25 protein-coding genes are annotated in these 24770 nt (G+C 41.1%); 24 read left to right on the top strand and 1 reads right to left on the bottom strand.

The features are described from left to right. The first annotated feature begins 16 nt into the window (after nt 1-16). The 14 genes from AB1401_01815 to AB1401_01750 all read left to right on the top strand — a co-directional run bounded on the left by AB1401_01815 (nt 17) and on the right by AB1401_01750 (nt 15306). A complete protein-coding gene (locus AB1401_01815) occupies nt 17-556 on the top strand; it encodes a nucleotidyltransferase domain-containing protein (GenBank protein MEW6614193.1) in 540 nt (179 codons plus the stop codon). Next, complete coding sequence (locus tag AB1401_01810; protein MEW6614192.1) at nt 540-983, top strand: HEPN domain-containing protein; 444 nt, start codon at nt 540-542, stop codon at nt 981-983. Before AB1401_01815 ends, AB1401_01810 begins: the two co-directional genes overlap by 17 nt. Before the next feature lie 125 nt (nt 984-1108). Further along, nucleotides 1109-1324: a DUF2283 domain-containing protein gene (locus AB1401_01805; protein ID MEW6614191.1), complete on the top strand. Its 216-nt coding sequence runs from the start codon at nt 1109-1111 to the stop codon at nt 1322-1324. Nucleotides 1325-1750: 426 nt separating this feature from the next. Next, nucleotides 1751-2884, top strand: a complete 1134-nt coding sequence (locus AB1401_01800) for a Fic family protein (GenBank protein ID MEW6614190.1) — start codon at nt 1751-1753, stop codon at nt 2882-2884. Between the two features lie 322 nt (nt 2885-3206). Then, nucleotides 3207-3419: a DUF2283 domain-containing protein gene (locus AB1401_01795; GenBank protein MEW6614189.1), complete on the top strand. Its 213-nt coding sequence runs from the start codon at nt 3207-3209 to the stop codon at nt 3417-3419. A gap of 179 nt (nt 3420-3598) precedes the next feature. Next, the gene (locus tag AB1401_01790) at nt 3599-4753 is read left to right on the top strand and encodes an AAA family ATPase (protein ID MEW6614188.1); all 1155 of its coding nucleotides are present in this window, start codon (nt 3599-3601) and stop codon (nt 4751-4753) included. A gap of 177 nt (nt 4754-4930) precedes the next feature. Further along, a complete protein-coding gene (locus tag AB1401_01785) occupies nt 4931-6151 on the top strand; it encodes an ATP-binding protein (protein MEW6614187.1) in 1221 nt (406 codons plus the stop codon). Between the two features lie 288 nt (nt 6152-6439). Continuing rightward, the gene (gene rfaQ / locus AB1401_01780; protein ID MEW6614186.1) at nt 6440-7564 is read left to right on the top strand and encodes a putative lipopolysaccharide heptosyltransferase III; all 1125 of its coding nucleotides are present in this window, start codon (nt 6440-6442) and stop codon (nt 7562-7564) included. A 42-nt stretch (nt 7565-7606) separates the two neighbouring features. After that, nucleotides 7607-8584 (top strand): lysylphosphatidylglycerol synthase transmembrane domain-containing protein, encoded by a 978-nt coding sequence (locus AB1401_01775; GenBank protein ID MEW6614185.1) that lies wholly within the window; start codon nt 7607-7609, stop codon nt 8582-8584. Between the two features lie 21 nt (nt 8585-8605). Beyond that, on the top strand, nt 8606-9703 hold the full coding sequence (locus AB1401_01770) for an LPP20 family lipoprotein (protein ID MEW6614184.1): 1098 nt from the start codon (nt 8606-8608) through the stop codon (nt 9701-9703). Nucleotides 9704-9750: 47 nt separating this feature from the next. Next, nucleotides 9751-10905, top strand: a complete 1155-nt coding sequence (locus AB1401_01765; GenBank protein ID MEW6614183.1) for a transglutaminase domain-containing protein — start codon at nt 9751-9753, stop codon at nt 10903-10905. 50 nt (nt 10906-10955) lie between these two features. Further along, complete coding sequence (locus tag AB1401_01760; protein MEW6614182.1) at nt 10956-11891, top strand: UDP-glucuronic acid decarboxylase family protein; 936 nt, start codon at nt 10956-10958, stop codon at nt 11889-11891. Continuing rightward, nucleotides 11891-14113: an ATP-binding protein gene (locus tag AB1401_01755; GenBank protein ID MEW6614181.1), complete on the top strand. Its 2223-nt coding sequence runs from the start codon at nt 11891-11893 to the stop codon at nt 14111-14113. Before AB1401_01760 ends, AB1401_01755 begins: the two co-directional genes overlap by 1 nt. Nucleotides 14114-14292: 179 nt before the next feature. Beyond that, nucleotides 14293-15306: an adenylate/guanylate cyclase domain-containing protein gene (locus tag AB1401_01750; protein MEW6614180.1), complete on the top strand. Its 1014-nt coding sequence runs from the start codon at nt 14293-14295 to the stop codon at nt 15304-15306. Nucleotides 15307-15407: 101 nt separating this feature from the next. On the opposite strand, the gene AB1401_01745 is transcribed toward AB1401_01750, so the two are convergent. Beyond that, nucleotides 15408-15917 (bottom strand): L-2-amino-thiazoline-4-carboxylic acid hydrolase, encoded by a 510-nt coding sequence (locus AB1401_01745; GenBank protein MEW6614179.1) that lies wholly within the window; start codon nt 15915-15917, stop codon nt 15408-15410. 443 nt (nt 15918-16360) lie between these two features. Between AB1401_01745 and AB1401_01740 the strand changes: the two genes are divergently transcribed. The 10 genes from AB1401_01740 (at nt 16361) to AB1401_01695 (ending at nt 24769) form a co-directional block, all read left to right on the top strand. After that, entirely contained in the window at nt 16361-16552 is a 192-nt protein-coding gene (locus AB1401_01740) for a hypothetical protein (GenBank protein MEW6614178.1), read from the top strand. Then, entirely contained in the window at nt 16545-16805 is a 261-nt protein-coding gene (locus tag AB1401_01735) for a type II toxin-antitoxin system RelE/ParE family toxin (protein MEW6614177.1), read from the top strand. The genes AB1401_01740 and AB1401_01735 overlap by 8 nt, the downstream gene beginning before the upstream one ends. Nucleotides 16806-16894: 89 nt before the next feature. Beyond that, complete coding sequence (gene mutS / locus AB1401_01730; GenBank protein MEW6614176.1) at nt 16895-19516, top strand: DNA mismatch repair protein MutS; 2622 nt, start codon at nt 16895-16897, stop codon at nt 19514-19516. Nucleotides 19517-19840: 324 nt separating this feature from the next. Continuing rightward, nucleotides 19841-20545 (top strand): AAA family ATPase, encoded by a 705-nt coding sequence (locus AB1401_01725; GenBank protein ID MEW6614175.1) that lies wholly within the window; start codon nt 19841-19843, stop codon nt 20543-20545. Nucleotides 20546-20556: 11 nt separating this feature from the next. Next, nucleotides 20557-21639: an HD-GYP domain-containing protein gene (locus AB1401_01720; protein ID MEW6614174.1), complete on the top strand. Its 1083-nt coding sequence runs from the start codon at nt 20557-20559 to the stop codon at nt 21637-21639. Between the two features lie 112 nt (nt 21640-21751). Next, nucleotides 21752-22036, top strand: a complete 285-nt coding sequence (locus AB1401_01715; protein MEW6614173.1) for a PqqD family protein — start codon at nt 21752-21754, stop codon at nt 22034-22036. Beyond that, nucleotides 22033-22275 carry a DUF4160 domain-containing protein gene (locus AB1401_01710; GenBank protein MEW6614172.1) on the top strand — a complete coding sequence of 81 codons (243 nt, stop codon included), beginning with the start codon at nt 22033-22035 and terminating at the stop codon, nt 22273-22275. The genes AB1401_01715 and AB1401_01710 overlap by 4 nt, the downstream gene beginning before the upstream one ends. Next, nucleotides 22232-22540 (top strand): DUF2442 domain-containing protein, encoded by a 309-nt coding sequence (locus AB1401_01705; protein ID MEW6614171.1) that lies wholly within the window; start codon nt 22232-22234, stop codon nt 22538-22540. The genes AB1401_01710 and AB1401_01705 overlap by 44 nt, the downstream gene beginning before the upstream one ends. Before the next feature lie 178 nt (nt 22541-22718). Further along, nucleotides 22719-22877, top strand: a complete 159-nt coding sequence (locus tag AB1401_01700; GenBank protein ID MEW6614170.1) for a hypothetical protein — start codon at nt 22719-22721, stop codon at nt 22875-22877. Continuing rightward, nucleotides 22874-24769 carry a radical SAM protein gene (locus tag AB1401_01695; protein ID MEW6614169.1) on the top strand — a complete coding sequence of 632 codons (1896 nt, stop codon included), beginning with the start codon at nt 22874-22876 and terminating at the stop codon, nt 24767-24769. The genes AB1401_01700 and AB1401_01695 overlap by 4 nt, the downstream gene beginning before the upstream one ends. The last annotated feature ends 1 nt before the right edge of the window (nt 24770 follow it).

The following is a 24770-nucleotide window of genomic DNA, read 5'->3' as shown; positions in this document are numbered from 1 at the left end:
TTGTCAGGAGGCAAGAGTGGAAAGCATTTTTTCTACAAAAGAACGGATCAAGATACTGAAGTCTGTTATCTTTAGCGAGCAGTCTATCAGTGTCAATGTCATTGCCGCCAGGCTTAATATAAGCAAAGGGCTGGTTTCTAAATATCTTGATATTTTGGCTAAAGAGGGAATCGCCAGAAGGTCGAATGGTAAATACCTTGTTACTAATTCGGCAGTCACAAAAGCCACCAAAATTTTATTGAATATAACTGGTATTGATGTAAAAATTTTTAAAAAGTTTGACTTTGTGGAAGCCGTTGGCCTTTATGGAAGCTGCGCCAAAGGCGAAAATGCAGATGAGTCTGACGTGGACCTCTGGATAAAGATTAAGGACGTAAGCGATGAGGAAGTCGCTTCTTTAAGTGCCCAAATGAATAAGAAAATAAAGAATGTAAAGCCTCTATTCTTAACTACCAAGAAGATTGAGAAAATGAAAGAAGACGACGAGCTTTTCTACCACTCATTGGCATTTGGTTCAATCGTCATTTACGGTGAAAAAGATGCCATTCAATTATAATGATTGTATGAGAGAAGGGTTGCTTAGAAAAATCCCGCCTTCAAAAGGTAAGGCCATGCAATCTTTAAAAAAGGCACGAGAGTGGTTGAAGGAAGCGGAGAATTCTTTAATGGGAGATGCGTTTAACTCGTCAATTCTAGCTTCTTATATGGTAATGTTTCATGCAGCCAGGACTATCCTGTTTTTTGATGGCTTCCGGGAAAAGAGCCATGCCTGTGTGGCAAGATATCTTGAAGAGAAGTACGTTAAAACCGGTAAGCTGGATAACAAATGGGTAGAATTGTTAGACCATAGCAGGGAAATAAGGCATAATGACCAGTATGACCTTAGTTTCTTTTCGACCAAAGAGGATGCGGAAAATGCCCTTAAATCTGCTAAGAACTTCTTCGCGACAATGGAAAGTCTGTTTAAGACTATTCTGAAATAGGTCACAAAGGGGGCACTATAGTTTCTTAGCCGAGAGTGTTACAGGGCAAAAAACGACCCTTTGAACAAAGAAACGGGAGATTGACCGGATGGTGTATCAACTCTACGTTATTGGAGGGATGAGCCATGAAAGTTTTCTATGATCCAATAACGGACACACTTACAGTAATATTTAAAGAAGAAAGCACGGTCGCTGAAAGCGATGAGGATAAGCCGGGTGTGATCCTGGATTATGACCACGAAGGTGACCTCGTTTCACTTGAAATTCTGGATGCCTCAAAGCGAGTGACCCAGACGCGAAAAATAGAATTTGAGGCTATGGAGATATCCACTAGCGGCTGAACCTGAATCGGACCGAGTTAAATGTATGGAAAGAATATGAAGGGATTTTAGATCGGGCTTGATTTTGGCCTTAAAAAATAGATGACCGCCTCTCTCATCCAGATACAACAAACAGCTTTAGTTGTCTGTCTAAGGCAAGGTTGTCTGTCTGAAGGAAGGCTGCCTATCTGAAACAAGGAAAAAGGGAGCAAGCAATGGGCTAAAGCCCATTGTTGTGAGTATTCGCGTCAACGAGGTTACCTCATACTCTGGATATAAAGCAAATGAAAAGCCGTTGTCTTTTACTGTTGATGATAAGAGGCTTGAAATTCGGGATATAATATGCAGGCGGACGGAGCCGGAGAAGGATTTCTTGCAAAAGAACTCCTAACTGAAAGGGAATCAACGGCAATTTGAAATAGAGGTTGAATAGGAGGATACTCTGACATGAATTTAAAGGACTTCAAAGCTGGACAATGGATTCAGCAATATCAATATAAAAGTTTCTTGCCTGTGCATATAAACATTGAATGGACATGGAGTGATCCCCAAATCAACACTCTTTTGGAAGAAGCCATGCAGGCCATCGGAGAACTGAATGCCTTTTCCCTGATTGTTCCCGATGTTGATCTCTTTATACAAATGCATGTACTAAAGGAGGCAAACACGTCAAGCCGGATTGAGGGCACGAAAACAGAAATCGATGAAGCCCTTAAGCCAAAAGAAATGATCGCGCCGGAACGTCGGGATGACTGGCAAGAGGTCCAAAACTATATCAAGGCTATGACTCAGGCCATTGAACAATTAGGACAGATACCGCTATCGAACCGCCTGCTTAAAGCAACACACAAAACCCTCCTTGAGGGAGTACGCGGTGAAGGGAAACTCCCCGGTGAATTTCGTAAAAGCCAGAATTGGATCGGGGGCAGCGGCCCGTCAAATGCCGCCTTTGTTCCACCCCAGCATACGGAAGTGCCGGACTTGATGAGCGATTTGGAAAAATTTCTGCACAATGACACCATCCATGTTCCCCATCTGATTCGGATCGCCATTTCCCATTACCAATTTGAAACCATTCATCCGTTCCTCGACGGCAATGGACGCATTGGACGTTTGTTGATTACTTTATATCTTGTGAGTAAAGGTATCCTTAAAAAGCCTACGCTCTATCTGTCGGCTTATATCGAAAAGCACAAAGCCGCTTATTATGATGCCTTGAATCATGTTAGGGAATCCAATGACCTTGGGCATTGGGTACGTTTCATGTTGACAGCGGTTCGGGATACTGCTCAGAAGGGGAAAGAGACCTTTCAGTCAATACTTGAGATTCGTAATGAGGTTGAAAAAGCAATTCTATCCTTAGGCAAAAAGGCTAGAAACGCTAACCTGTTGCTAAATTATCTTTACAGCAAACCGATTATAACGCCAAAAGAAGTCGCTGAGATGCTCAGCACAACCCATCAGTCTGCAAGTTCATTAATACGAGATTTCGAGTCCCTCAATATCCTGAAAAAATGGGAAAAAACAGGACGAAGCCAGACATATATTTTTGGTCGTTATTTCGCATTATTTTTAGATTGACACATGTAAAATACCGCTTCTTGTTTTACATTTAAACCTATTTATGTAAACTTAATACCCTTTTATTTACATTAAATCCCGATAGTGTAAAGAAGATGCTTAACCTTTTGAATACATACAGCTTCAAGTGTCTGCCTGAAGGAAAGGGTAGGGGGCCAATGGGCTAAAGCCCATTGTTGTGGGTGTTCATGGCTATTTGCGAACCGTGAACCGGGGCGTACCGAGATAACCACTTTTCTTGAGGAGCAAAATTTTCATTGTAGATAAAGATTGTAGAGAGGAGAGCATCTCCTACCGATAAGGTAAAGGAAGGAGATGTAATATGGGCAAGGTAGTTGTTTACTATCACAAGGATTCAGACACAATGGATATATGGTTTGGAAATCCCGAAGATGAGGTTATATGTGAAGAGGCAGGAGAGGGTATTATTCTGAAAAAAGATAAAAATGGAAAGACCATTGGTATTGAAAAGCTCTATGTAAGTAAAACAGTCGGTATAAATCAACCATTGCCTGTCGAGTTAGTAGTAGCTTAACATGACCGACTCTCTCATTCAGATACAACAGACAGCTTCAGCTGTCTGTCTGAAGCAAAGACTAAATGAGCAATGGATGGTTTTGAAGTATCCGACATTGGTAACAATAAATTTGTACTACAGGTCAAATTATCACAAATAACTTGACTTATGCTCCAAATTGTCATATAAGAAAACCTATGGAAAAGACCCTCATAATAGAAAGGATTCAAGACATTAAATTGCCGTCTGATAGATCGGCTTTCCTCTGGGGTCCCAGAAAGACAGGTAAGACCACCCTTTTAAGACAGAAGTTTCCTGATGCCTGCTGGATAGACCTTCTGGATCACGACATCTTTTTAGCCCTCAGCCGGAAACCCACCAGCCTGCGTCAGGTTCTGGAAGCGCAATCTTCCAGACTTGCTGTCATTGATGAGGTGCAGAAGATCCCAAATCTCATGGATGAAATCCACTGGCTTATAGAAAACAGGGACTACCGGTTCATACTTTCAGGCTCCAGCGCAAGGAAACTGAAAAGGTCAACAGCGAATCTACTTGGCGGCAGGGCATGGCGTTTTGAGCTTTATCCCCTTGTCACCCATGAACTCAAGGAAAAATTTCATCTCGAAAAGGCCCTTCTTCATGGACTTCTGCCTTCCCATTACCTTTCAACCGACAGTGAAATGGATTTAAAGTCCTATGTTTTTGATTATCTGAAAGAGGAAATACAGGCAGAGGCACTTACCCGTAATATACCCGCCTTTTCCAGATTCCTGGATTCTGCTGCGGCCATGAACGGTATGCTGCTTAACTATTCAAATGCTGCCCGGGAAGCGGGGGTCTCTGTCAAGACCATAAGGGAATATTACCAGATACTCGAAGACACGCTTATAGGATATCAATTGCCATCATGGAATAAATCAAAAAAGAGAAGGTTGATAGAGACTTCTAAGTTTTATTTTTTTGATACAGGGATTGTCGCTGCGCTTTTACATTATAAGACGCTCCATCCTGCCACTGATAATTTCGGACGCGCCTTTGAACATTTTATATTCCAGGAATGCCGGGCATACAGGCATTACAGCCGTTTGGATTTTCCTATTCATTATTGGAGGACCGCCGGAGGATCGGAAGTAGATCTTATACTTGGCGACGCAGAAGTTGCTATAGAGATCAAATCATCTGAAAATGCAGGTGACAGAACAAAGGGTATCCATCTGTTCAAAGAGGAATTCAAATGTAAAAATGCTTTCATTATCTCAAGAGACCCTGTTCCGAGAAGAATAACCTCAGATATAACAGTGTTGCCCTGGAAAACCTTTTGCGAAATGCTCTGGAATGGCGATATTATTTAACTCAACTTCTTGAACTACTTACATGCCCTGACGAAGATGACTGATTCTCTCATCCATGCTCGACAGACAGCTTTAGCTGTCTGTCTGAAGAAAAGGGGAGGGGAGCCCCTTCGACTATTTTTCAGCCTATTTCAAAATGGTCTTGACTATTTTTCATTATTGTGAATAATGGTCAATATGGAAAATAGAGCCCCGTATATCAGAATCTGGCAGGACCTTGCTGCTGATAAAAGCATGATATTCCTTGTAGGGCCACGTCAAACAGGAAAGACCACTCTTGCCCAAATCATTTCCGGTTCTTTTGCAAATAGTCTCTATTTCAATTGGGATATTGCCGGACACAGGACAAAATTCATTCAAAATCCTATTTTTTTCGAAACCTTAGAGCGCCGGAATTCATCCACTCCACTGATTGTTCTTGACGAAATCCATAAATACAGTGACTGGAAAAACTATCTCAAAGGCATCTATGACCTGTTTCATGATAATTACCAGTTTCTTGTTTCAGGGAGTGGAAGGCTGGATCTCTATCAGAAGAGGGGGGATTCGCTGGCCGGGCGCTACTTTCTGTTTCACCTGTGGCCTTTTACGATTGCCGAGTTGGGGAATAGGAATAAAAGGATTGGTTCTTTTCTCGATGACCCGTTGCAAATAGAAATGGAGCGTACTGATGAACTGAAAGAGATATGGTCGGGTCTGGCTGAATTAAGTGGATTTCCAGAACCGTACCTGGCAGGGAAAACAACGACCTACCGCCGATGGTCAAACACTTATTCCCAGCAATTAATACGTGAGGATATTCGTGACCTGACCGGCGTGAAATCTGTAGCGGATATGGAAACGCTCTATCTTTTGTTACCATCTAAGGTGGGGAATCCTATCTCAATACCCTCACTGGCAGGTGATTTGAAAGTATCCTATAATTCTGTCAGGAGTTGGTTATCTGTTTTTGAAAGATTTTTCCTGATTTTTAGTATTCCCCCATGGACAATGAAAGTTGCACGGGCAATCCAAAAAGAGCGTAAGGTGTATCTATGGGATGCGCCCAGGATAAAAGAACCAGCGGCCAGGTTTGAAAATATGGTGGCATTGGAGTTGTACAGGGCGATTACAGCATGGAATGATATGGGTTATGGTTCATTCTCCCTGCATTTTATTAAGAATAAGGAACAACAGGAAGTAGACTTTCTCATCGCAAACGATGGTGAGCCACTTGTTTTGATTGAGGCTAAACTTTCAGATACAGAGCCTTCCAGTGCTCTTAAGAAGTTCCAGGGTGTTTTGAAAATACCCGCAACTCAACTTGTCGAGGAAAGCAGAGGTTACCGTATGATGTCAAACGGAGACCGATATATACTTATCGCTCCCGCATATCAGTGGCTTTCGAGCTTACCCTAAGCAAAGGGTTGGTTTCTGGATAAAGATTGTGGAGATGACCGATTCTCTCGTTTGGATACAACAGACAGCTTCAGCTGTCTGTCTGAAGCAACGGGAAGGGGAACAATGGACTAAAGCCCATTGTTGTGGGTATTCATAGATAAATTTCTCCTAAAAAAGCCTTTAAACATGGAAGAAATTATTGTTATAAGTTATAGGCTTTTTTATTTATAATTTAACACTGCCCTTGCCACTATTATGCTGTAATCTAAGGTGCAGATAAGCTTTGTTGTTATGGGACAAAATGAATTGAATAATTCAACTGAGCAGGCTTTAAAAGAATTGAATTATGGTGGTTACCCTGATCTTTCTACTGTAAGAAAAATATTGGTTATAAACTTTGCAAATATCGGTGATGTAATTCTATCATCCCCTATATTCAGCGTGTTGAGGAAAACAATTCCCGGAGTATTGGTGGATGCCTTGGTAAACAGCGGAAGTGAAGAAGTTTTGATAGAGAATCCCGATGTCAACTTCATTCATGTCCTTAACAGGCAAGCACTGGAAGCCGGGAAAATTCACCGTATAAAAGAAGAAATCAGACTTGTTCGGGCAATTCGTGTTAAAAGATATGACATGACAATCAATTTAAGAACAGGCGATAGAGGGAGATACCTTGGATTTGTCTCCGGGGCTGAAATAAGGGTTGGCGTTGACTCAAAAAGAAAGCCGTTACGCGGGAAATGGAAGTTTTTAACTATCCCGGTACGACTTGCCCCGGCACATCGGCACTATGTTGAAAGACACCTTGACTGTTTAAGGAGGATTGGTATATTCCCTTACGGCAATTTAAAATCTCCAACATTTTTTGAAGGGGAACAGGCAAAGTTTCGTGTCAATGAGTTACTCAGAAAAGCAGGTATTTCAGATAGCGTTCCCTATGCTGTTGTTCATCCGACATCCAGATGGTTGTTTAAATGTTGGCCTGATGAAAAGGTTGCCGATTTGATAGCTTTAATTCAGGGAGAGCTTAAAACTCCTGTAATTATAACATCAGGGCCTGACAGTTCAGAAATAGCACATACAAAAAATATTTTGAGTAAAACCCTGCATGATGTGATAGATTTTTCAGGCATATTGAATTTGAGAGAACTTGGGGCACTGATTCGCAGAGCCAGGTTGTTTATTGGAGTGGATTCAGCCCCAATGCATATATCGGCTGCTGTTAAAACTCCTATTATAGCACTTTTCGGTCCCACAAGTGAGCTGGACTGGGGGCCCTGGGGACAGGGGCACAGGATTTTGAGATCGGCTTCTCATCCATGTCGGCCCTGCGGTCAGGATGGATGCGGAGGCAGCAAAAAAAGCGAATGTATTGAAAGTATTGAAGTAAACACAGTTTTTAACGCTGTTAAGGAGTGTCTGGCAGAATAGAAACTCCCTGGGTTTGAATAAGTTAAGGCAAACAAACTATTTATGAAAATGAAAATAAAACTCTTTGTGGGTATAGTAATAAGCCTTGTTTTTCTGTATCTTGCCCTTCGCAATGTGAGTTATGAAAACCTGCTGATTTCACTGCAAAAGGCAAATTACCTCTATTTAATCCCCGCCATTCTTCTAGGATTGCTTACTATGTGGCTTCGAGCTATAAGGTGGCGTTATTTGCTGGAGCCCATAAAAAGGATTAAAAATCATAGTCTGTTCTCCGCAGTAATGATAGGATTTATGGCCAATAATGTATTGCCTGCCAGGATAGGGGAGTTTGTCAGGGCATATGCTATTGGCAAAAAGGAGAATCTGAGCAAGAGTTTGTCATTTGCAACTATTGTTGTTGAAAGGATATTGGATGGTTTTACCCTGTTAGCATTTTTATTGGCGATACTTATATTTTTCCCCTTGCCTGGCTGGCTAAAAAAGGCAGGGATCTCGGCATTTATCTTCTATCTATTGATTATTGCCTTTTTTGTACTCTTAAAGAGATACAAAGAAAATATGCTGAAGTTCTCTGCATATCTATTATCACCTTTTTCCAAACGGCTATCTCAAAAGACCACTGAATTTTTGATATCCTTTGTAGCCGGTTTTGATGTCTTGAAGGGCAAAAAACAGATAGCATTAATCTTGTTTTATTCCTTTTCCATATGGATAACATATGCTGTTTTAACATTACTGGTTTTCATATCTTTTAATTTTAATCTCCCGGTTTATGCCCCTTTTCTTCTCGTTGTGATCCTGACCTTTGGTGTAATGATCCCTTCTTCCCCTGGCTTTATTGGTACTTACCAATTTTTCTGTGTAACTGGACTGGCTTTTTGGGGTATCAAAGAGAGCGATGCTCTGGGTTTCTCACTGGTTTATCATGCAAGCCAATATTTTCCTGTAACCTTCTTAGGACTATTTTACCTCTGGAAGGACAATATTTCTTTTAAGGAAATCAGAAGTGAAAAAATTTAATTTTTTAATGGAGGGTTAAAGATGCTAACTTCAAAATTTTATATGAAATCCTTTTCTTTATTTGTTATGCTACTGCTCCTGTTGTCTCTTTCTCCATGTTTCCTTTTTGCCGCTAATGGCAATGATTTGACAGAGAATCTTCCCAGCGGAACAATCAACTGGAGTAGAGGCATTATAACTGCTACCGGAAGTGGTGCCCCTCCTTCTTCTGTAGGCAATCCGGCTCAGGCCCGATTGATGGCTAAACGCGCAGCGGTCCTGGATGCCCGCCGTAACTTACTGGAAACGGTTAAAGGGGTTACAGTAGATGCACAGACAACAGTGCAGAATTTTATGACAACCAGTGACATTGTGGTAACTAAGGTAAGCGGTATAGTAAAGCTGTCAAGGGTTATAAATACCAGGTATATGAGTGACGGTGCAGTAGAGGTTACCGTAGAAATGGACCTGAGAGGGGATCTGTTAAAGTTGATGCTGGAAGAAACCGGAGAGCAAAAAAAAGCTCTTGCCCCTGCGCTAATCCCAAGGAAGGAGGTCCCTCCGACTATTAAACCACCGTCTGTTGAAACTCCACAAACAAAGCTTCCAACGCCTCCAGTTCCCTCCAAGCCGCTGTTGGAAGCAAAAATACAAGAACCACCTAAACCACCATCTGTTGAAACTCCACAAACAAAGCCTGTACAGCCGCCGCCCGAACCCGCGTTAGAAGTAAAAGTAAAGGAGGCTAAAAAGGAGGACAGGAAGGAAGAAATTTCGGGAGATATAGATCTGACCAAGCTCAACTACTCAGGGTTGGTAGTCGATGCCAGGAAGCTTCAAATACGTCCTGCCCTGATACCAAAGATTATGGATCAAAAGGGGGAACTTATATACAGTGATGCAAATTTACTACAAAAAGACGCTGTAAAGATGGGAGTAGTAGGGTATGCCAAAGACGTAGATGCAGCTAAAAAGAACCAGCGGGTTACTGAAAATCCCTTTGTCATAAAAGGAATCCAGGCTACAGGTCAGAAGAGGACAGATGTGGTGATCAACGATCGGGACGCGAATATCATTCAGGGGTCAGATAAATACACAAACTATTTGAAAAATGGAAGAGTACTTTTAGTCTATGATTGATGAACTTTTTACGGCTTCATCACTTTTCAAAGGGAGGTAATTATCAATTGAAACGGCCAAACTTTTTTTTCCTTTTTTTTCTCTTAATTTCAGTTTTGATTCCTCAAAATTCCCTCAAGGCAGAAACAAAGATACTCAAGGGGAAGCATATTGTTATATACGATATTGTAAACCCTCTGGGTGTTGAGTACCTGCCAAACTATTCGAATAAATTCTATAAGCAGGAAGTACTTGCTTCTGATGAATTCAGCAAAAGACTAATAATTGAGATTGACCTCAGTCCTCTGAACTCATCTGCCAGGTTTCCCATAGCATTAAAGGAACTTCCCAACAATATGCAAAAATTTTTAACCGCCGAGCAAAATATTCAAACAAACGATTCGATGATTTCAGAAAAGGCAAGAGAACTGGTTAGAGAGGCTAAATATGTACATGAAGCATTTGCTGCTATTGCCGATTGGTTAATCGATACTGTTAGTTATGATGCAGGTCCCGGTGTGCGCCAGGATGCCAGATCAGTAATGACAACGAAACGAGGGTCCTGTGTAGGCATTACTTGTCTTTCTATCGCTATGCTGAGGAGTGTCGGAATCCCAGCCAGGTATGCCCATGGTTACTTGCCGCCAGGTTATGATTGGGGAATTTCAAAGAAATATTGGGGAATTAAGATTAACGGCGGTGGATTCCATGCCTGGATAGAGGTATACTACCCGGATATTGGCTGGACGTTTTCTGACCTGGAACACTCTAAGGATTTTGTTGATCCCTTCCATATCCTGAGGTACATTGATGGAGTTGAACATACCCCTCGTTACTATAAAGGTGGAGAGATGGATGTGGAAAATGCAACAACTTATACGATATTTAAAGAGGAAAATACTACTTTGCCGGTAGACCAGCTTCCATCCCCTGGAAAGGCAATCCTGGGCAGGCAAAGGGCAGCTCAACAGTTTGGGACTATTTATGGTTCTGTAATCGGTGCTGATGAAAAGATAATTCCTAAAGGGAAAGTTACCTTATGGAAAGGGTCTAAGGGTCGTATTTTCCTATTTGAACAAGGAAAATATTCGATAATCGGACTTAAGGAAGGAAACTACAGGATTGCTTTTGAGGCAGATGGATATAGTGGACTTGACAAGGACATCACAATTAAGGATAAAGAAATAGTCAATGTTAACATAAAGCTGGATGACAAAAGGTAAATCACGTTAGATGCTTGCTATCTAACGGGCTAAAGACGAGGTGCATAGAGATGGTAAAGCGAACCTTAATTACCGGAGGAGCTGGATTTCTCGGTTCCCACATGTGCGATCGTTTGATTGCAGAGAGTCATTTTGTTATCTGCATGGACAACCTTATTACCGGGAACATGGACAATATTGCCCATCTCTTTGGTAATAACCATTTCAGGTTCATAAAACACGATGTGACCGAATATATATATGTAGAAGGAGAATTAGATTTTATTCTACATTTTGCTTCCCCTGCAAGCCCTATAGATTACTTGAAGTTGCCGATCCAGACCTTAAAGGTAGGTTCCCTGGGGACTCATAAGGCTTTAGGGTTGGCTAAAGCAAAGAAGGCAACTTTTTTATTGGCCTCAACTTCAGAGTGCTACGGTGACCCTCTGGTTCACCCCCAGTCGGAGGATTATTGGGGCAATGTTAACCCGGTTGGTCCCCGTGGGGTTTATGATGAAGCCAAGAGATTCGCTGAAGCCATAACCATGGCATATCACAGATACCATGGTATTGAAACCAGGATTGCCAGAATATTTAATACCTATGGTCCTAAAATGAGGCTGGATGACGGCAGAGCTTTACCTACCTTTATATGCCAGGCATTGCGTAAGGAGGAACTTACTGTATTTGGAGACGGACTACAGACCCGAAGCTTTTGCTACGTTTCAGATTTGGTCGAGGGTATTTACAGACTGCTGATGTCTGATGAAATCCCACCTGTAAATTTGGGCAATCCCAGCGAGATAACTATCCTGGAGTTTGCGGAGAAGATACTGGAATTAACAGATAGTAAAAGCAAAATAACCTTTACAACCCTGCCTGAGGATGATCCTAAAGTAAGACAACCTGAGATTAGCAAGGCTAAAAAGCTGCTTAACTGGGAACCCAAAATATCCCTTGACGAAGGGTTAAAGATGACACTGGAGTATTTTAAAGAAAGGGTTTGATGTTACATAACCTTTTTAACATCCATCAAGGGTTTTCCCCTTACATAATCCCCCCTTTTTTGGGTCTCCTGACAACGCTGGGGTTGGCTTTGCTGGCCTTTATAAAGGGAAAAGGCAGAAAGTCAAATCTCCTCTTTGCCTGTCTGTGCACTATTGGGGTCTTTTTGAATATAGATGTGGCACTGATGACTATCGTAACAAAAGGAGATATAGCCCTTAAAATCAGCAGATATGATCACCTGTTATTGGTCTATAATATTCCCATATACCTCCACTTTGTTCATACCTTTTTTTCTATAAACAAAAAAAGATGGCTGGTCCCGGTAGCCTACCTGTTCAGTTTTTCATTGATGTTTTTCACCCAATCCCAATTCTATCTTATCGGCAGTTATAGGTATTACTTCGGCTTTTTTGCTAAAGGCGGGCCACTTTTTTATCTGTTTTTCTCCGTGAATTCTTTAGTGCTTTTATACTGTCTGTATCTCTCCTACAAACAGATAAAAGAAGAGATAAACCCTGTAAAACGTAATCAGATTAAGTACGTCTTTCTGGGGTTCGGAACATATACCATATTGGCACTGCTAAACGTTCTTCCAATGAGCGGGATAGAAATCTACCCCTTCGGCAATTTTGGTTTTATATCCATGATAATCCTCGCTTTTGGAGTTTTAAAGCACGATCTTCTGGATATGGGATTTCTCATAAGAAAAGGCATGGTTTATTCATCGATTACTGCCTTCCTAATGGCGTTTTATGCCTTTTTAATAGTAGCATTTGATATGATTTTTAAGGGCTTCAAAATTTCTGATTCTTTTCTCTTTCCTGTCTTCCTTTTCCTCATCATTCTGTTTGTTTTTATCCCCGTGAAAGAAAAGGTTCAAATGGTTATCGACAGAATCTTCTTTAAGGGTAAATACGATTATCAGAAAACATTAAGAGATGTTAGTCAGGCTATGAGGTCTATCCTTCATATAGATGAGATAGTAAATCGCATTATTGACACAGTCATAAATTCAATGCATGTAACCAGCGTATCAGTGGTTTTGTGGAGTGAGGAAGAAAAAGCCTTTCGAGTCCACAGTGTAAAGGGAGAGTTCGAAAAAAATGTAAAAGAAATAGAGTTAGTGCCGGAAAGCCCATTGATTGCCCTGCTGATGAGCCAAAAAAGAGAACTATCCAAGCATGATATTGAAGAAGGAAATGAGTGGATAATTAACAAAAGAGAGTGCCTCAGGCAATTGGGGTATCTGCACGCAAGTTTAATAGTTCCTATGATCTTTAATAATTCTGTAAAAGGTTTTATCGGCCTTGGTTACAAAAAATCGGGCGATCTATATACCTCGGAAGACATGGAATTACTGCAAACCTTAGCAAATCAAAGCAGTATTTCAATAGAAAATGCCAGGTCGTACAGGATAATCGAGGACTTAAATAAGAACCTTGAGATGAAGATACAGGCTCGTACAAAAGAGCTGGAGAGGGCTTTGTTAGAGAAGGAAAAAACACAAGAACAGCTTATCCGATCAGAGAGTCTGGCGGCTGTCGGACAATTGGTAGCCGGGGTGGCACATGAACTGAATAATCCCCTCTCAAGTGTATCGAGCCTTATTCAATCTACTGTGCAATATTTGGAAGATAAGGATGTTAAAAGGGAATATGAAGGTGAGATTATAGACGATCTTCGGTTTACATTAAAAGAGTTAATGCGTGCAAAGGAGATCATTGCCAGTCTCCTGGATATATCACGTCAGACCCAAGGGTATACAGAGCCAGTGAATATAAACACGGTTGTTAAGGATGCATTGCGGGTACTTTATAATCAATATAAAAGATACGAGGTAGAAATAGTGGAAGAGTTCCATGAAGACATCCCGGAGATTAAAGGGAACTTTGCCAATCTGGGGCAGGTATGTCTGAATATAATAAAGAACTCTATCCAGGAAGTTAAAGGGAACGCCGGGAATATAACCTTAAGAACAGGTTTTGACCAAAAGAGCAACAGGGTAATCTTTGAATGTACTGATACAGGTAAGGGGATACCCCCGTCAACAATCAAAGATATATTTAAACCCTTCTTTACCACAAAAGAGGTGGGTACAGGTACTGGACTTGGTTTGTATATTTCTCACGAGATTGTAAAAAGGCACAGGGGAGATATCTTCGTTTTTAGCACGCCAGGCAAGGGGACTACCTTTCGGGTTGAGTTGCCTGTTGACTCATAAATAGTGGCTGAACGGAAACCCCATTTTTTGTCATTTCGACCAAAGGGAGAAATCTAAAATGTCAATATACCATAAGATTTCTCGCTACGCTCGAAATGACAGCTTTGCCTAGTTATGGCTGAATAGTTGCGAATAATCTAGAATTAACAAAATAGGAGCTTTCTTATAGGAGTAATACCATGAATGGGCTACTAATAGTTGACGATGAAGAGGGTATCAGGAGGGCTCTCAATAAGGCATTTCAAAACGAGAGCTATTCTATTTTTATGGCGAAAGATGGAAATGAAGCTATAAGGATAGTTGATGAAAACATAGATAAGATTGGCATCATTATATCAGACCTTAAAATGCCTGGTATTGATGGTATTGAGACTCTATCGGCTATTGGCAATATTAATCCGGAGATAACACGCATTGTTTTAACAGGATATGGCACAATGGAAAGTGCTATTCAGGCTACCAACGAAGGTATCGATGGATTTTTGACAAAACCCTTTGATAACATTGAGATAAGGGCCAAGGTAAGAGAGTATTTCCTGAAGAAACACTTGAAACAATTCGTATCCGACCAGATACTGCAGGAATTACAGAATGACCCCAGTACGGTTAAACCCAGAAAGCAACGGACAACTATCTTGTTTGCAGATATAAGAGGCTTTTCTTCAATTTCAGAAGGGGTAGACCCAGAAGAACTGGCGGCATTTTTAAGCCGTTATTATTTCACGCCATTAAGTGATATTGTATTTAAGCATAACGGAACCCTTGATAAACACATAGGGGACAGTATAATGGTTATTTACGGGGCACCTATTTCCTACGATGACGACCCTCTTCGTGCAGTCCTGACAGCCATAGAAATGCAAAAAAGGATAGTCGAGGTAAGCGTAAAGTTGGGGGCTTCTGGTCCGGTGTCAATACCCATAGGTATTGGCATTAACACTGGTGAGGTAGTGGCAGGAATCTTTGGGTCTACCAGGAAGAAGGAATACACTGTTATAGGATCAGCGGTTAACGTTGCAGCCAGGTTAGAAAAGATTGCCAAAGCGGGCCAGATTTTAATTGCAGAGGATACCTTCCAGGAGGTTCATCATAAAATAGAAGTAGAGAAACTGGATGCTGTGAGCATGAAAGGAATTGGAAGAAATATAAATATATACAATGTGTTAGGAATAAAGTCCCATAATTCTCTTTAAGTAATGTGACCGCCTATAGATTCTATCTGCTTCCCTCTCCTTGCTTCCCCAGGCTAAGCCAAAAGGCTCAATTTCCCGTTAACACAGCAAGTGTTGCCCGTTCAGTCCTCCAGCTTCATCACTAGTTCGCAACAGTCATCCCCCAGGGTGAGCAGTTTGGTAGCCTTATACTTAATTTTGGGGTTGAGGGCTTCCAGCATCCCTTCAACATAGGGGATACCGATCTTACATTCATGTGGAGTCCAGCGGTCCTTCAGGAAGCAATTATTGATTCGCAGCATCCCCTCCCGTTCCTCGCTCTTAGCAATATCTTCATCCATAAGGGGCCAGAGGTTGACATCGTGCCAGTTGATAACCTCTAGCACACTTGCCATATCATTTCCCACAATACCCAGGGATTGAGCTATGCGGGGTGTGATCTCACGCATATAGTCTCTCACTACCTTGTTGAGTAGTTCTCTCCCCTCTTTTCCATACCGCTCTTCAACAGCGTCGAAGACCCGCCCAAGGATTTCCCATGAGATGGTTTGACCAAAGGCCAACCGCTCTTCCTGGTTAAGCTCTTTTAAATCCACCTTAAAAATGTCCCTTTTCTGCCCCTGACTAACCATTGTATTTCCCCCTTGATATTATTTTTGCTGACGGATTGAACTAATTTTGTTGTTCTTGACACGCTGCCATCTTAATCGAATCGAGTTTTGTGTCAAGAAAAATAAAGCCTTCCCTTTTCCTTTCCTCAATAACATCTCAAAGAAGACTGTTTCCAATTTTCCGCGATACCTTTAACCTTCCTTGAAGGAGGGAAGGGGGCATGTGTTAGAAACTCCTTGACACTACTATAGATTTAAACAATAATTAAACTATACGAACTTAATCTGATTATATATCTTATTCTCCTCCCTCGAGTAGAGATGTTCACTATGTAAAACTTAGAAACATATTCCACAGGATAAAAGGAAAGATGGACAGTTGTTGTGTAGTAACGGTCGGCTGGAATAATTAGGCAATAAAGCTGCCCGTAGAAATTAACAGGCGGAAGAAAGGAGGCTTTTAAATGGAGGGTATTCAGTTTGTTACAGATGAAAAAGGGCAAAGAGTAGCAGTACAAATTAACCTCAAAAAGTTTGGTGAGCTTTGGGAGGACTTTTATGATAGTCTGCTTGCACAGCAAAGGGCTAAAGAGCCAAGAGAATCACTTGAATCGGTTAGAAAACGCTTAAAAAAACAAGGAAAATTGCATGTCTAATTACACCATAACCTTTGCACGTTCTGCTCGCAAAGAGCTTGAGGCACTTGAGGAAAAGATTGTGAACCGGATTTTCCCTAAAATTGAAGCATTGTCAAAATACCCTTATCCATCTTGTTGCCGCAAACTGATTGGCGAAAGACATCTTTGGCGGATTAGGATTGGTGATTACAGGGTGGTTTATGCTATTTACGATGATAAAAACATTGTGGATATTATAGCTGTACGCCACAGAAAAGATGTTTATAAATGAAGTCTATATGCCTTGCCCGCAACGGCAGATAATAATGTTTCAAGTATAGTTGGACAAAATTCAGAAAAAATTGATATTAGCGAGCACCAATGTCAAATCTTACACCGATGATTAAACAGTATCTGGAGATAAAGGAAGCGCATAAAGAGGCTATACTCTTTTTCCGGATGGGTGATTTTTATGAAATGTTCTTTGAAGATGCTGAGATAGCATCGGGAATTTTGGATATTACCCTTACCTCAAGAGATAAAAACAAAGAGAACAGTGTCCCTTTATGTGGTATTCCGTATCATTCAGTCTCGCCCTATATCTCAAAATTGATTGACAGGGGATACAAAGTGGCCATCTGTGAACAGGTGGAAGATCCGAAAAATGCTGTTGGGATTGTCAAGAGGGAAGTTACCAGAATTATCACCCCTGGATTGGTCGTAGATACAGATACCCTGGAAGCTAATGAGAACAATTTTTTGATGAGTATCTCATTTAACAAAGAGAGTTGGGGTATAGCCTTTCTGGACATGTCTACAGGAGAATTCAGTGCTACAGAAATTACAGATTATCGTGTGTTGCCTGAAGAGATATCTAGAGTTGGTCCAAGAGAAATACTCGTCCCCAGATTTCTCAGTGAGCACGATTCCTTTCAGGCTCTTCTTAAATCCATGAACAAATATGTGCTGACACCCATAGATGATGATATCTTTGACTATGAGAAATCCCTTAAGCTGCTTTCAAAGCAGATAAGCAGAGAGTCCTTTAAGAACCTCGATTCTGATAATATGAAAGAGGCAGTTAAAGCTGCCGGCGGCATAATTCATTATATCAAAGTTACCCAAAAAGCAGAACTCTGCCATATCAACTACCTCTCCTTCTACCAGGTTAATGAATATATGGTTGTGGATGAGTCTACCAAGAGGAATCTTGAACTTTTTTGTACAATACGGGATAGGTCTAAAAAGGGTTCACTGATAGGCATACTGGATGAAACCATGACAGCCATGGGGGGGAGAAAAATTAGAAGCTGGTTGAATTATCCTCTATTAACTGTTGATAAAATAAGGGAAAGGCTTGATGTAGTATCAGAATTAAAAGATGAGACTATACTTCGGACAGATATGAGGAATCTCCTGAAAGAAATCCGTGACCTTGAGAGAATCAATAGCAAAGTCTCTTTGATTACTGTCAATGGCAGAGATCTGATTCAATTAAAGACGTCCATTAAATATCTTCCGGAGATTAAAGGACACCTTGGAAAATTGACTTCCAATCTGGCTCAGGGAATCTTTTCACAACTCGATGAGCTGACAGACATCTACAATCTGATAGAGAGATCCATCACTGACTACCCACCTTTTACCATCAGGGAAGGGGGGGTAATTAAAGAGGGGTACGACAGGAATCTGGATGAGCTGAGAAAAATCAGCAAAGGTGGGAAGGGTTGGATTGTAAGCCTGGAGGCTAAAGAGAGGAAAAAAACCGGAATAAATTCTTTGAAGGTTGGATTCAACAAGGTCTTCGGCTATTACATAGAAGTCACCAGAACGAATTTAGAGTTGGTGCCCAAAGATTATATAAGAAAACAAACTCTGGTCAATGCAGAGAGGTACATTACTCAAGAACTGAAAGAGTATGAATCGACTGTATTGGAAGCCGAACAAAAGCAGGTTGAATTGGAGCTCCAGTTGTTCAACCAGATTAGAGAACATATCGCTATGGAAACTAGGCGAATACAGCATACAGCTTCTTTAGTAGCTGAACTTGATGTATTGCTTGCCCTTGCTGAAGTGGCCGACAGATACAATTATGTTAAACCTGTAATCAATGAGGAAGACCGCATAAATATCATCGATGGCAGGCACCCGGTTATCGAGCAGATGAACCTGGGGGACAGGTTTGTCCCCAACGATATAAGCCTCGACAGTAAAGAGAATCAATTGATAATAATTACCGGCCCCAATATGGCCGGAAAGTCCACCATAATGAGGCAGGTGGCTCTTATTGTTCTGATGGCACATATAGGAAGTTTTGTTCCTGCAAAAGATGCTGCTATTGGTCTGGTTGATAGGATATTTACCCGTGTCGGGGCATTAGACAATCTGGCTAAAGGTGAAAGTACATTTATGGTAGAGATGAACGAGACTGCCAGCATACTACGCAATGCCTCAAATAAGAGTCTGGTGATTCTGGATGAAATCGGAAGGGGTACAAGTACTTTTGATGGCCTGAGTATTGCGTGGGCAGTGGCTGAGTATATACATGATCAGCCAAATCTTCGGGCAAAGACGCTATTCGCTACCCACTACCATGAGCTTACGGAGCTGGCTCTAACAAAGGAAAGGGTTAAAAACTATAATATCGCTGTCAAGGAGTGGAATGACAGGATTATCTTTCTAAGAAAGCTTGTTGAGGGAGGAACCAGCCGAAGCTATGGTATTCAGGTAGCAAGACTGGCCGGGCTTCCAGGGGAAGTTATTGACCGTGCCAAAGAAATCCTTGTGAATCTTGAGAGGGGAGAATTAAACGAGGTTGGAATTCCCAAAATTGCCCTTTCAAAACGCTATAGGAACAAACTGGAGAATTATCAATTGAGTCTGTTGGATCAAAGTACAGATTATCTGTGTGAAGAGTTGAAAAGACTGGACATATCTACACTCACTCCCCTGGAGGCGTTGAATAAATTGAATGAATTAAGGGAAAAAGCTGTGAAAGAGTAATCTATTCAGATAGTTACCCAGATATTTATACTTGACAGCAAATTAAATAGAGCTTATTATGTCTAATATCAACTGGAAGCTTTGAAAGTCTATACAAACTGTCATTGCGAAGAGCGGGTGAGCCGAAGCTCTGAGCGAAGTGAAGGGGACATGGCAATTTTATTATTTATCAATAAGTTATAAGATTTCTCCTTCCAGTCGAAATGACAAAGTATAAGGGATAAAGCGTTGTACAAAGAATACTGGGGATTGAAATTATCCCCCTTTGAAAACGTTCCTGATCCTCACTTTTTATATCTGTCGCCCAAACATGAAGAAGCTCTGATGAGGCTGCTCTATGCAGCAAACGGACAAAAAGGTGCAGCAATGTTGACCGGGGGGATAGGGTGTGGTAAAACACTCTTGAGCCGTGTTTTTGTCCAGAGGTTGATAGATGAAAAGTTTAAAGTTGCCCTTATATCAAATCCTTCCCTGCCCCCTGTTTCTTTTCTCCGGGAAATTGTTTATCAACTGGGAATTAAAACCACTCACAGGTTGAAGGTAGATTTACTGCATCTCTTAAATAATGAGATATTGAATAATTTAGAAAAAGGGAAGGATACCATACTGGTCATTGATGAAGCACACCTGATTATTGGCAACAAATCAATTTCTGAAGAGATTCGACTTCTCCTTAATTTTCAACTTGATGACCGATTTTTGTTGACTCTAATCCTGATTGGCCAGCCAGAGTTAAAAGAAGGGATCTCACAAATACCTCAACTGGAACAGAGGATTGCCATAAGATATACCCTGAAACCACTTAGTTCGTCTGAGACTGAGCAATATATACAATTCCGCCTGAAGACCGCAGGGCTATCCAAAAACATCTTTACCCAGGAAGCCATAAGCAAGATATATGAATATAGTAAAGGAATCCCCAGAAAGATCAATAATATCTGCGATCTTAGCCTTCTGGTAGGTTACAGCACAAAGGTGAAGGAAATTGATTCCATAGTGGTACAGGAATCAATTAATGAACAAACCTGAGGTGTAACATCATGGTTGAATTCAAGGACATTATTAAAGAGAAAATAGAATCGAAAGGGGTAAAACCGGAAAAGAAAAGAACCAAAAAATCCCCTCCTTTCCAACCTGAATCTGACCATGATTCTATGGCTATTTTCACAACAGATAAATCAGACCCTGATAAGGTCTTCAGAGAAGCTCTTCAATACGTGGAGGAAATAGGTTTTAAAATAAAAGAGGGGGTAAATTTTCAGATTGGTCCACTGTTTAACATCTCAGAAGCGATTGTAGATAATCTGCGACCACATGAAATGCTTACAACCAGGCTACAGAATAACCAAAAAACGGATAAACTTTTGCTGAACGCATCTTCCATTGGGCAACCTTTAGATTATCTCGTACTTCATATGGTTAATGTGGCTATCTTTGCTATAGAAATCGGTATAGGGCTTTTATATTCAAGAGAACAACTGTTTAAACTCGGGGTCGCTGGATTGCTCCATGATGTGGGGATGTGGAAGATACCTGACGAGATAGTCAAAAAACATGGGGCTCTGAATAATGAAGAGTTTGATATGATAAAAAGACATACTGAATATGGATTTGAGATTCTGAGTTCTTTAGGAGAAGAATACGCATGGTTAGCCGAAATAGCCCTTCAGGAACATGAGAGGGAAAACGGCAAGGGTTATCCCCGTGGACTAAAGGGGGAGGAAATCAATGAGAACGCCAAGATCATTGGTCTCGCCGATGTCTATGAAGCAATTTCCCATTCGAGGTCATATAAGAAATATCTCCTTCCTCATCACGCAATAAAGGAAATATTGAATACTTTGCATGGATTCTTTCCTACCAACATCATAAAGGCGTTGGTTGAGCGACTTTCCATATTTCCTCTATACAGTTATGTTAAATTAAATTCAGGTTACATCGGGAGGGTGATCGAAGTTGACGAAGCCCGTCCACTACGCCCTACTGTAGAGGTCTTATTCGACTCTCAAAAAAAGAAGCTGGATAAAACACAACGTGTTAAATTATCAGATACACCGATACTCTATATAACAGGGGCAGTTGATGAAGGAGATCTGCCTGATTTAAATGCCGTTGCTGGATAATCAATTACAAGTGAAGGATTCAAGTGAAATGTTAAAACTCTAAGGCTTTTACTCTTTAAAGAACAGACACATGAATCTCCGAATCCTTTTTGATAGGGAGGGTTAACGCTTCATGGAATTTGATGAGAGGATTTACAGGAAGAGCGATTCCATTGTATCGAGAAAGATAGCTGATGAGTTTATACTGGTCCCCATCAGGCAAAATGTGGGGGATCTGGAGAGTATCTTTACCCTGAATGAGACTGCTGCACGCATCTGGGAAATGATAGACGGTGAAACAAAGGTTGGAAGAATAAAAGAAAAGGTAGTAGAAGAGTTTGAGGTAACGCCAGAGGAAGCTGAAAAGGATATTATAGAACACTTGCAGCAGTTAGAGGGGATAAAAGCAATAATATGAGCCCCACAATATTTAGAGAGAAAGGCTACAGATTTTATTTTCTTTCAAATGAAGAAAAACGAATACATATTCATGTGACGGGCGAGGATGGCGAAGCAAAATTTTGGTTGAAACCTATTATGTCGTTATCTGTATATCATGGGCTAAATAGGAGGAAATTAAACGAGATTCAAAAAATCGTAGAGGAGCATAGGAATGAAATCATTGAAGCATGGCAAACGCATTTTGGTAAGCGTTGAAAATATAACCCCTTTCGGTATATGGCTTTTTGTAAAAGAAAGGGAATACTTCCTGAGTTATAATGATTTTCCTTACTTTAAAGGTCAAACATTGAATTCCATACAAAATGTTCAATTGCTTCATGGCTATCATTTATACTGGCCAGAATTGGATATTGATTTGGAAATTGATAATCTCGAAAATCCCGAAAAATATCCGTTAAAGTCAAGAATCAAAGCGAATCCAACAAGTTATTCCAGTAAACGGGCAGTAGCTCATCGCTGAACCCCATAAGGTACAGTGACTTTAGCTTTAAATCCCGAAGAGGCTGAAAAGGATATTATAGAACACTTGCAGCAGTTAGAGGGGATAAAAGCAATAATTGAAGGGTAGGAGAGACCAGATTGGGAAGAAGTTAACCCCAGGAAAATACGTTTGACTGAATAGATATGGAAAGAACTGAATGAGACTGCTGCACGCATCTGGGAACAAACGTCAAGTCAATGAGATAAAAGAGATACTGCTCCAAGAGTTCGATGTTACTTCCGCAGAGGTCGGAGAGGGCATGAAAACTATCCTTGCTCAAATGGGACAAATCGGTAGTGTTAAAATTGCTCTATGATTATCAAGACCCAACTCTGTATCCCACCGGATTATGAATATGGTGTTCCGCCTTTGGGTACACCTGCCTTAGTTGGTTATCTAAAAACCCACGGCTTTCCGGTCACCCAAGCCGATTACAATATTGCTTACCGTGATTTTTTATGGGGCAAGGTAACAGTTAAACTCGATAAAAAATTGCTCCGCCCAACGCCTATTCTTAAACATCTTCTTAAAAAGCATTTCGCGGAAAAGTTGCAAAATAGATATTATTCTCACTTGCTTCCTGATGAATCTCGAGATGACTTAGGGATGCCCTTTTTAGCATACAACAACAATACCAATTCCTCGTTCTACTTTACCGAACGGCTCCTTGCTTCATCCAATCTTTTACGTTATCTTAACGATATTGAAGAGAATACCTTTTATCAATTTTTTACCGAACAGGCCATTGTTGAAGGCATCATTAAGCAGGGGGTTAACCTCCTGGGCATCTCGGTTACTTCACCTTCTCAGGTAATCCCGACATTTACCCTTTGTAATTTAGTCAAGAAAACGAATCCGGAACTCAAAATTATCCTTGGTGGACAATGGGTTTCGCTTTACCGGGATGAACTCGCCAATCGTCCCGATTTAGTTTCACTTTTTGATGGCTTTATATATTTTGAGGGTGAAACACCACTAGCCCGTCTTATTCACACACTTCAAGCAGAAGGATCGCTTAACTGTGTGCCTAATTTGATATACAGAGCGGATAACCGCTGGGTTGTTAGTCCTTTATCCACTGAGGAAGATTTGGATCAACTGCCCTCCCCTGACTTCGAAGGCTTACCACTTAACGAATATGATGCCAGTGGCCACGGTAAAATGACACTTCCTTTTGAGGCTTCACGCGGTTGTTACTGGGGCAGATGTGATTATTGTGTTGACCTGCCTTTGCCGAAACCGCGCTATCGTCGTAAAACTCCCGCTTTGGCAGTCCGTGACATTAAAATTCTGGTTGATCAGTATCCGGTAACCGATTTAATGTTTTCCGATCCCGCTCTTGCGCCTCAACAAATGAAGTCTATTTCAGAACAGATCATCGCTGAAGGTATTAAAATTAGGTGGTGGACAATGGCTCGATGTGATTCCCAATTTTCTGAGGAGATATTTACCCTGGCGGCGCGGGCGGGTTGCAGACAGATTAACTTCGGGTTTGAATCGGCCAATGACCGGGTTTGTGCTTCTGTGCACAAGGGGAATCACCGCAAGACCTCTTTAAAGGTCATACGCGACTGCCATAATGCCGGCATTGATGTTTATCTCCAGTGCATGCTGGGGCTACCGACTGAAACGGTTGAGAAAGGACTGGATACAGTGCAGTTTTTGATTGAACACCGGCAATTCATTAGTTGTATAACCTTTAATGTCTATTACCTTACCCCGGGCAATAATGTTTATAATGACCCGATGCGCTACGGGCTGGAGTACAAAAGGGATCCAGCACTTCCCTTTAAGTTCTTTACAGAATTTACACCAACCGGTGATATGATGACCCAGGCAGAGGCACATAACCTGCAAAAACTTTGCTGGGGTCTTATGGATCGATATGATAAACCACCTGTTCCCGAAATTAACCTGGATAAAAAACCGGTTCTCGCAAAGGAAGTTTATCTTATCCCCATCGCCTTTAGTCTGAACAATGCCTCTTCAAAAGGCTGGTATCTCCTTAATAAAACAGACGGCAGCTACCTGATGATGAATGATCAGGAAAAAGAGCTGATTAAATTAATAAAATGCCGGTTCAGCGGTACCGAACTAATGGCAAAGCTAAAAGATGTGCAACCTTTAGATACTTCAGCTATGGTTCAAGAGAAACTTGAGGTATTACTGAAGCGATTACTAAGAGAAGGGTTTATTGAGCTAAAGTAAT

The sequence above is a fragment of the Thermodesulfobacteriota bacterium genome (assembly GCA_040757775.1).
Taxonomy (GTDB): domain Bacteria; phylum Desulfobacterota; class UBA8473; order UBA8473; family UBA8473; genus UBA8473.
The sequence above is the reverse complement of the archived record's forward strand: the minus strand, read 5'-3'. Positions and strand labels throughout refer to the sequence as shown.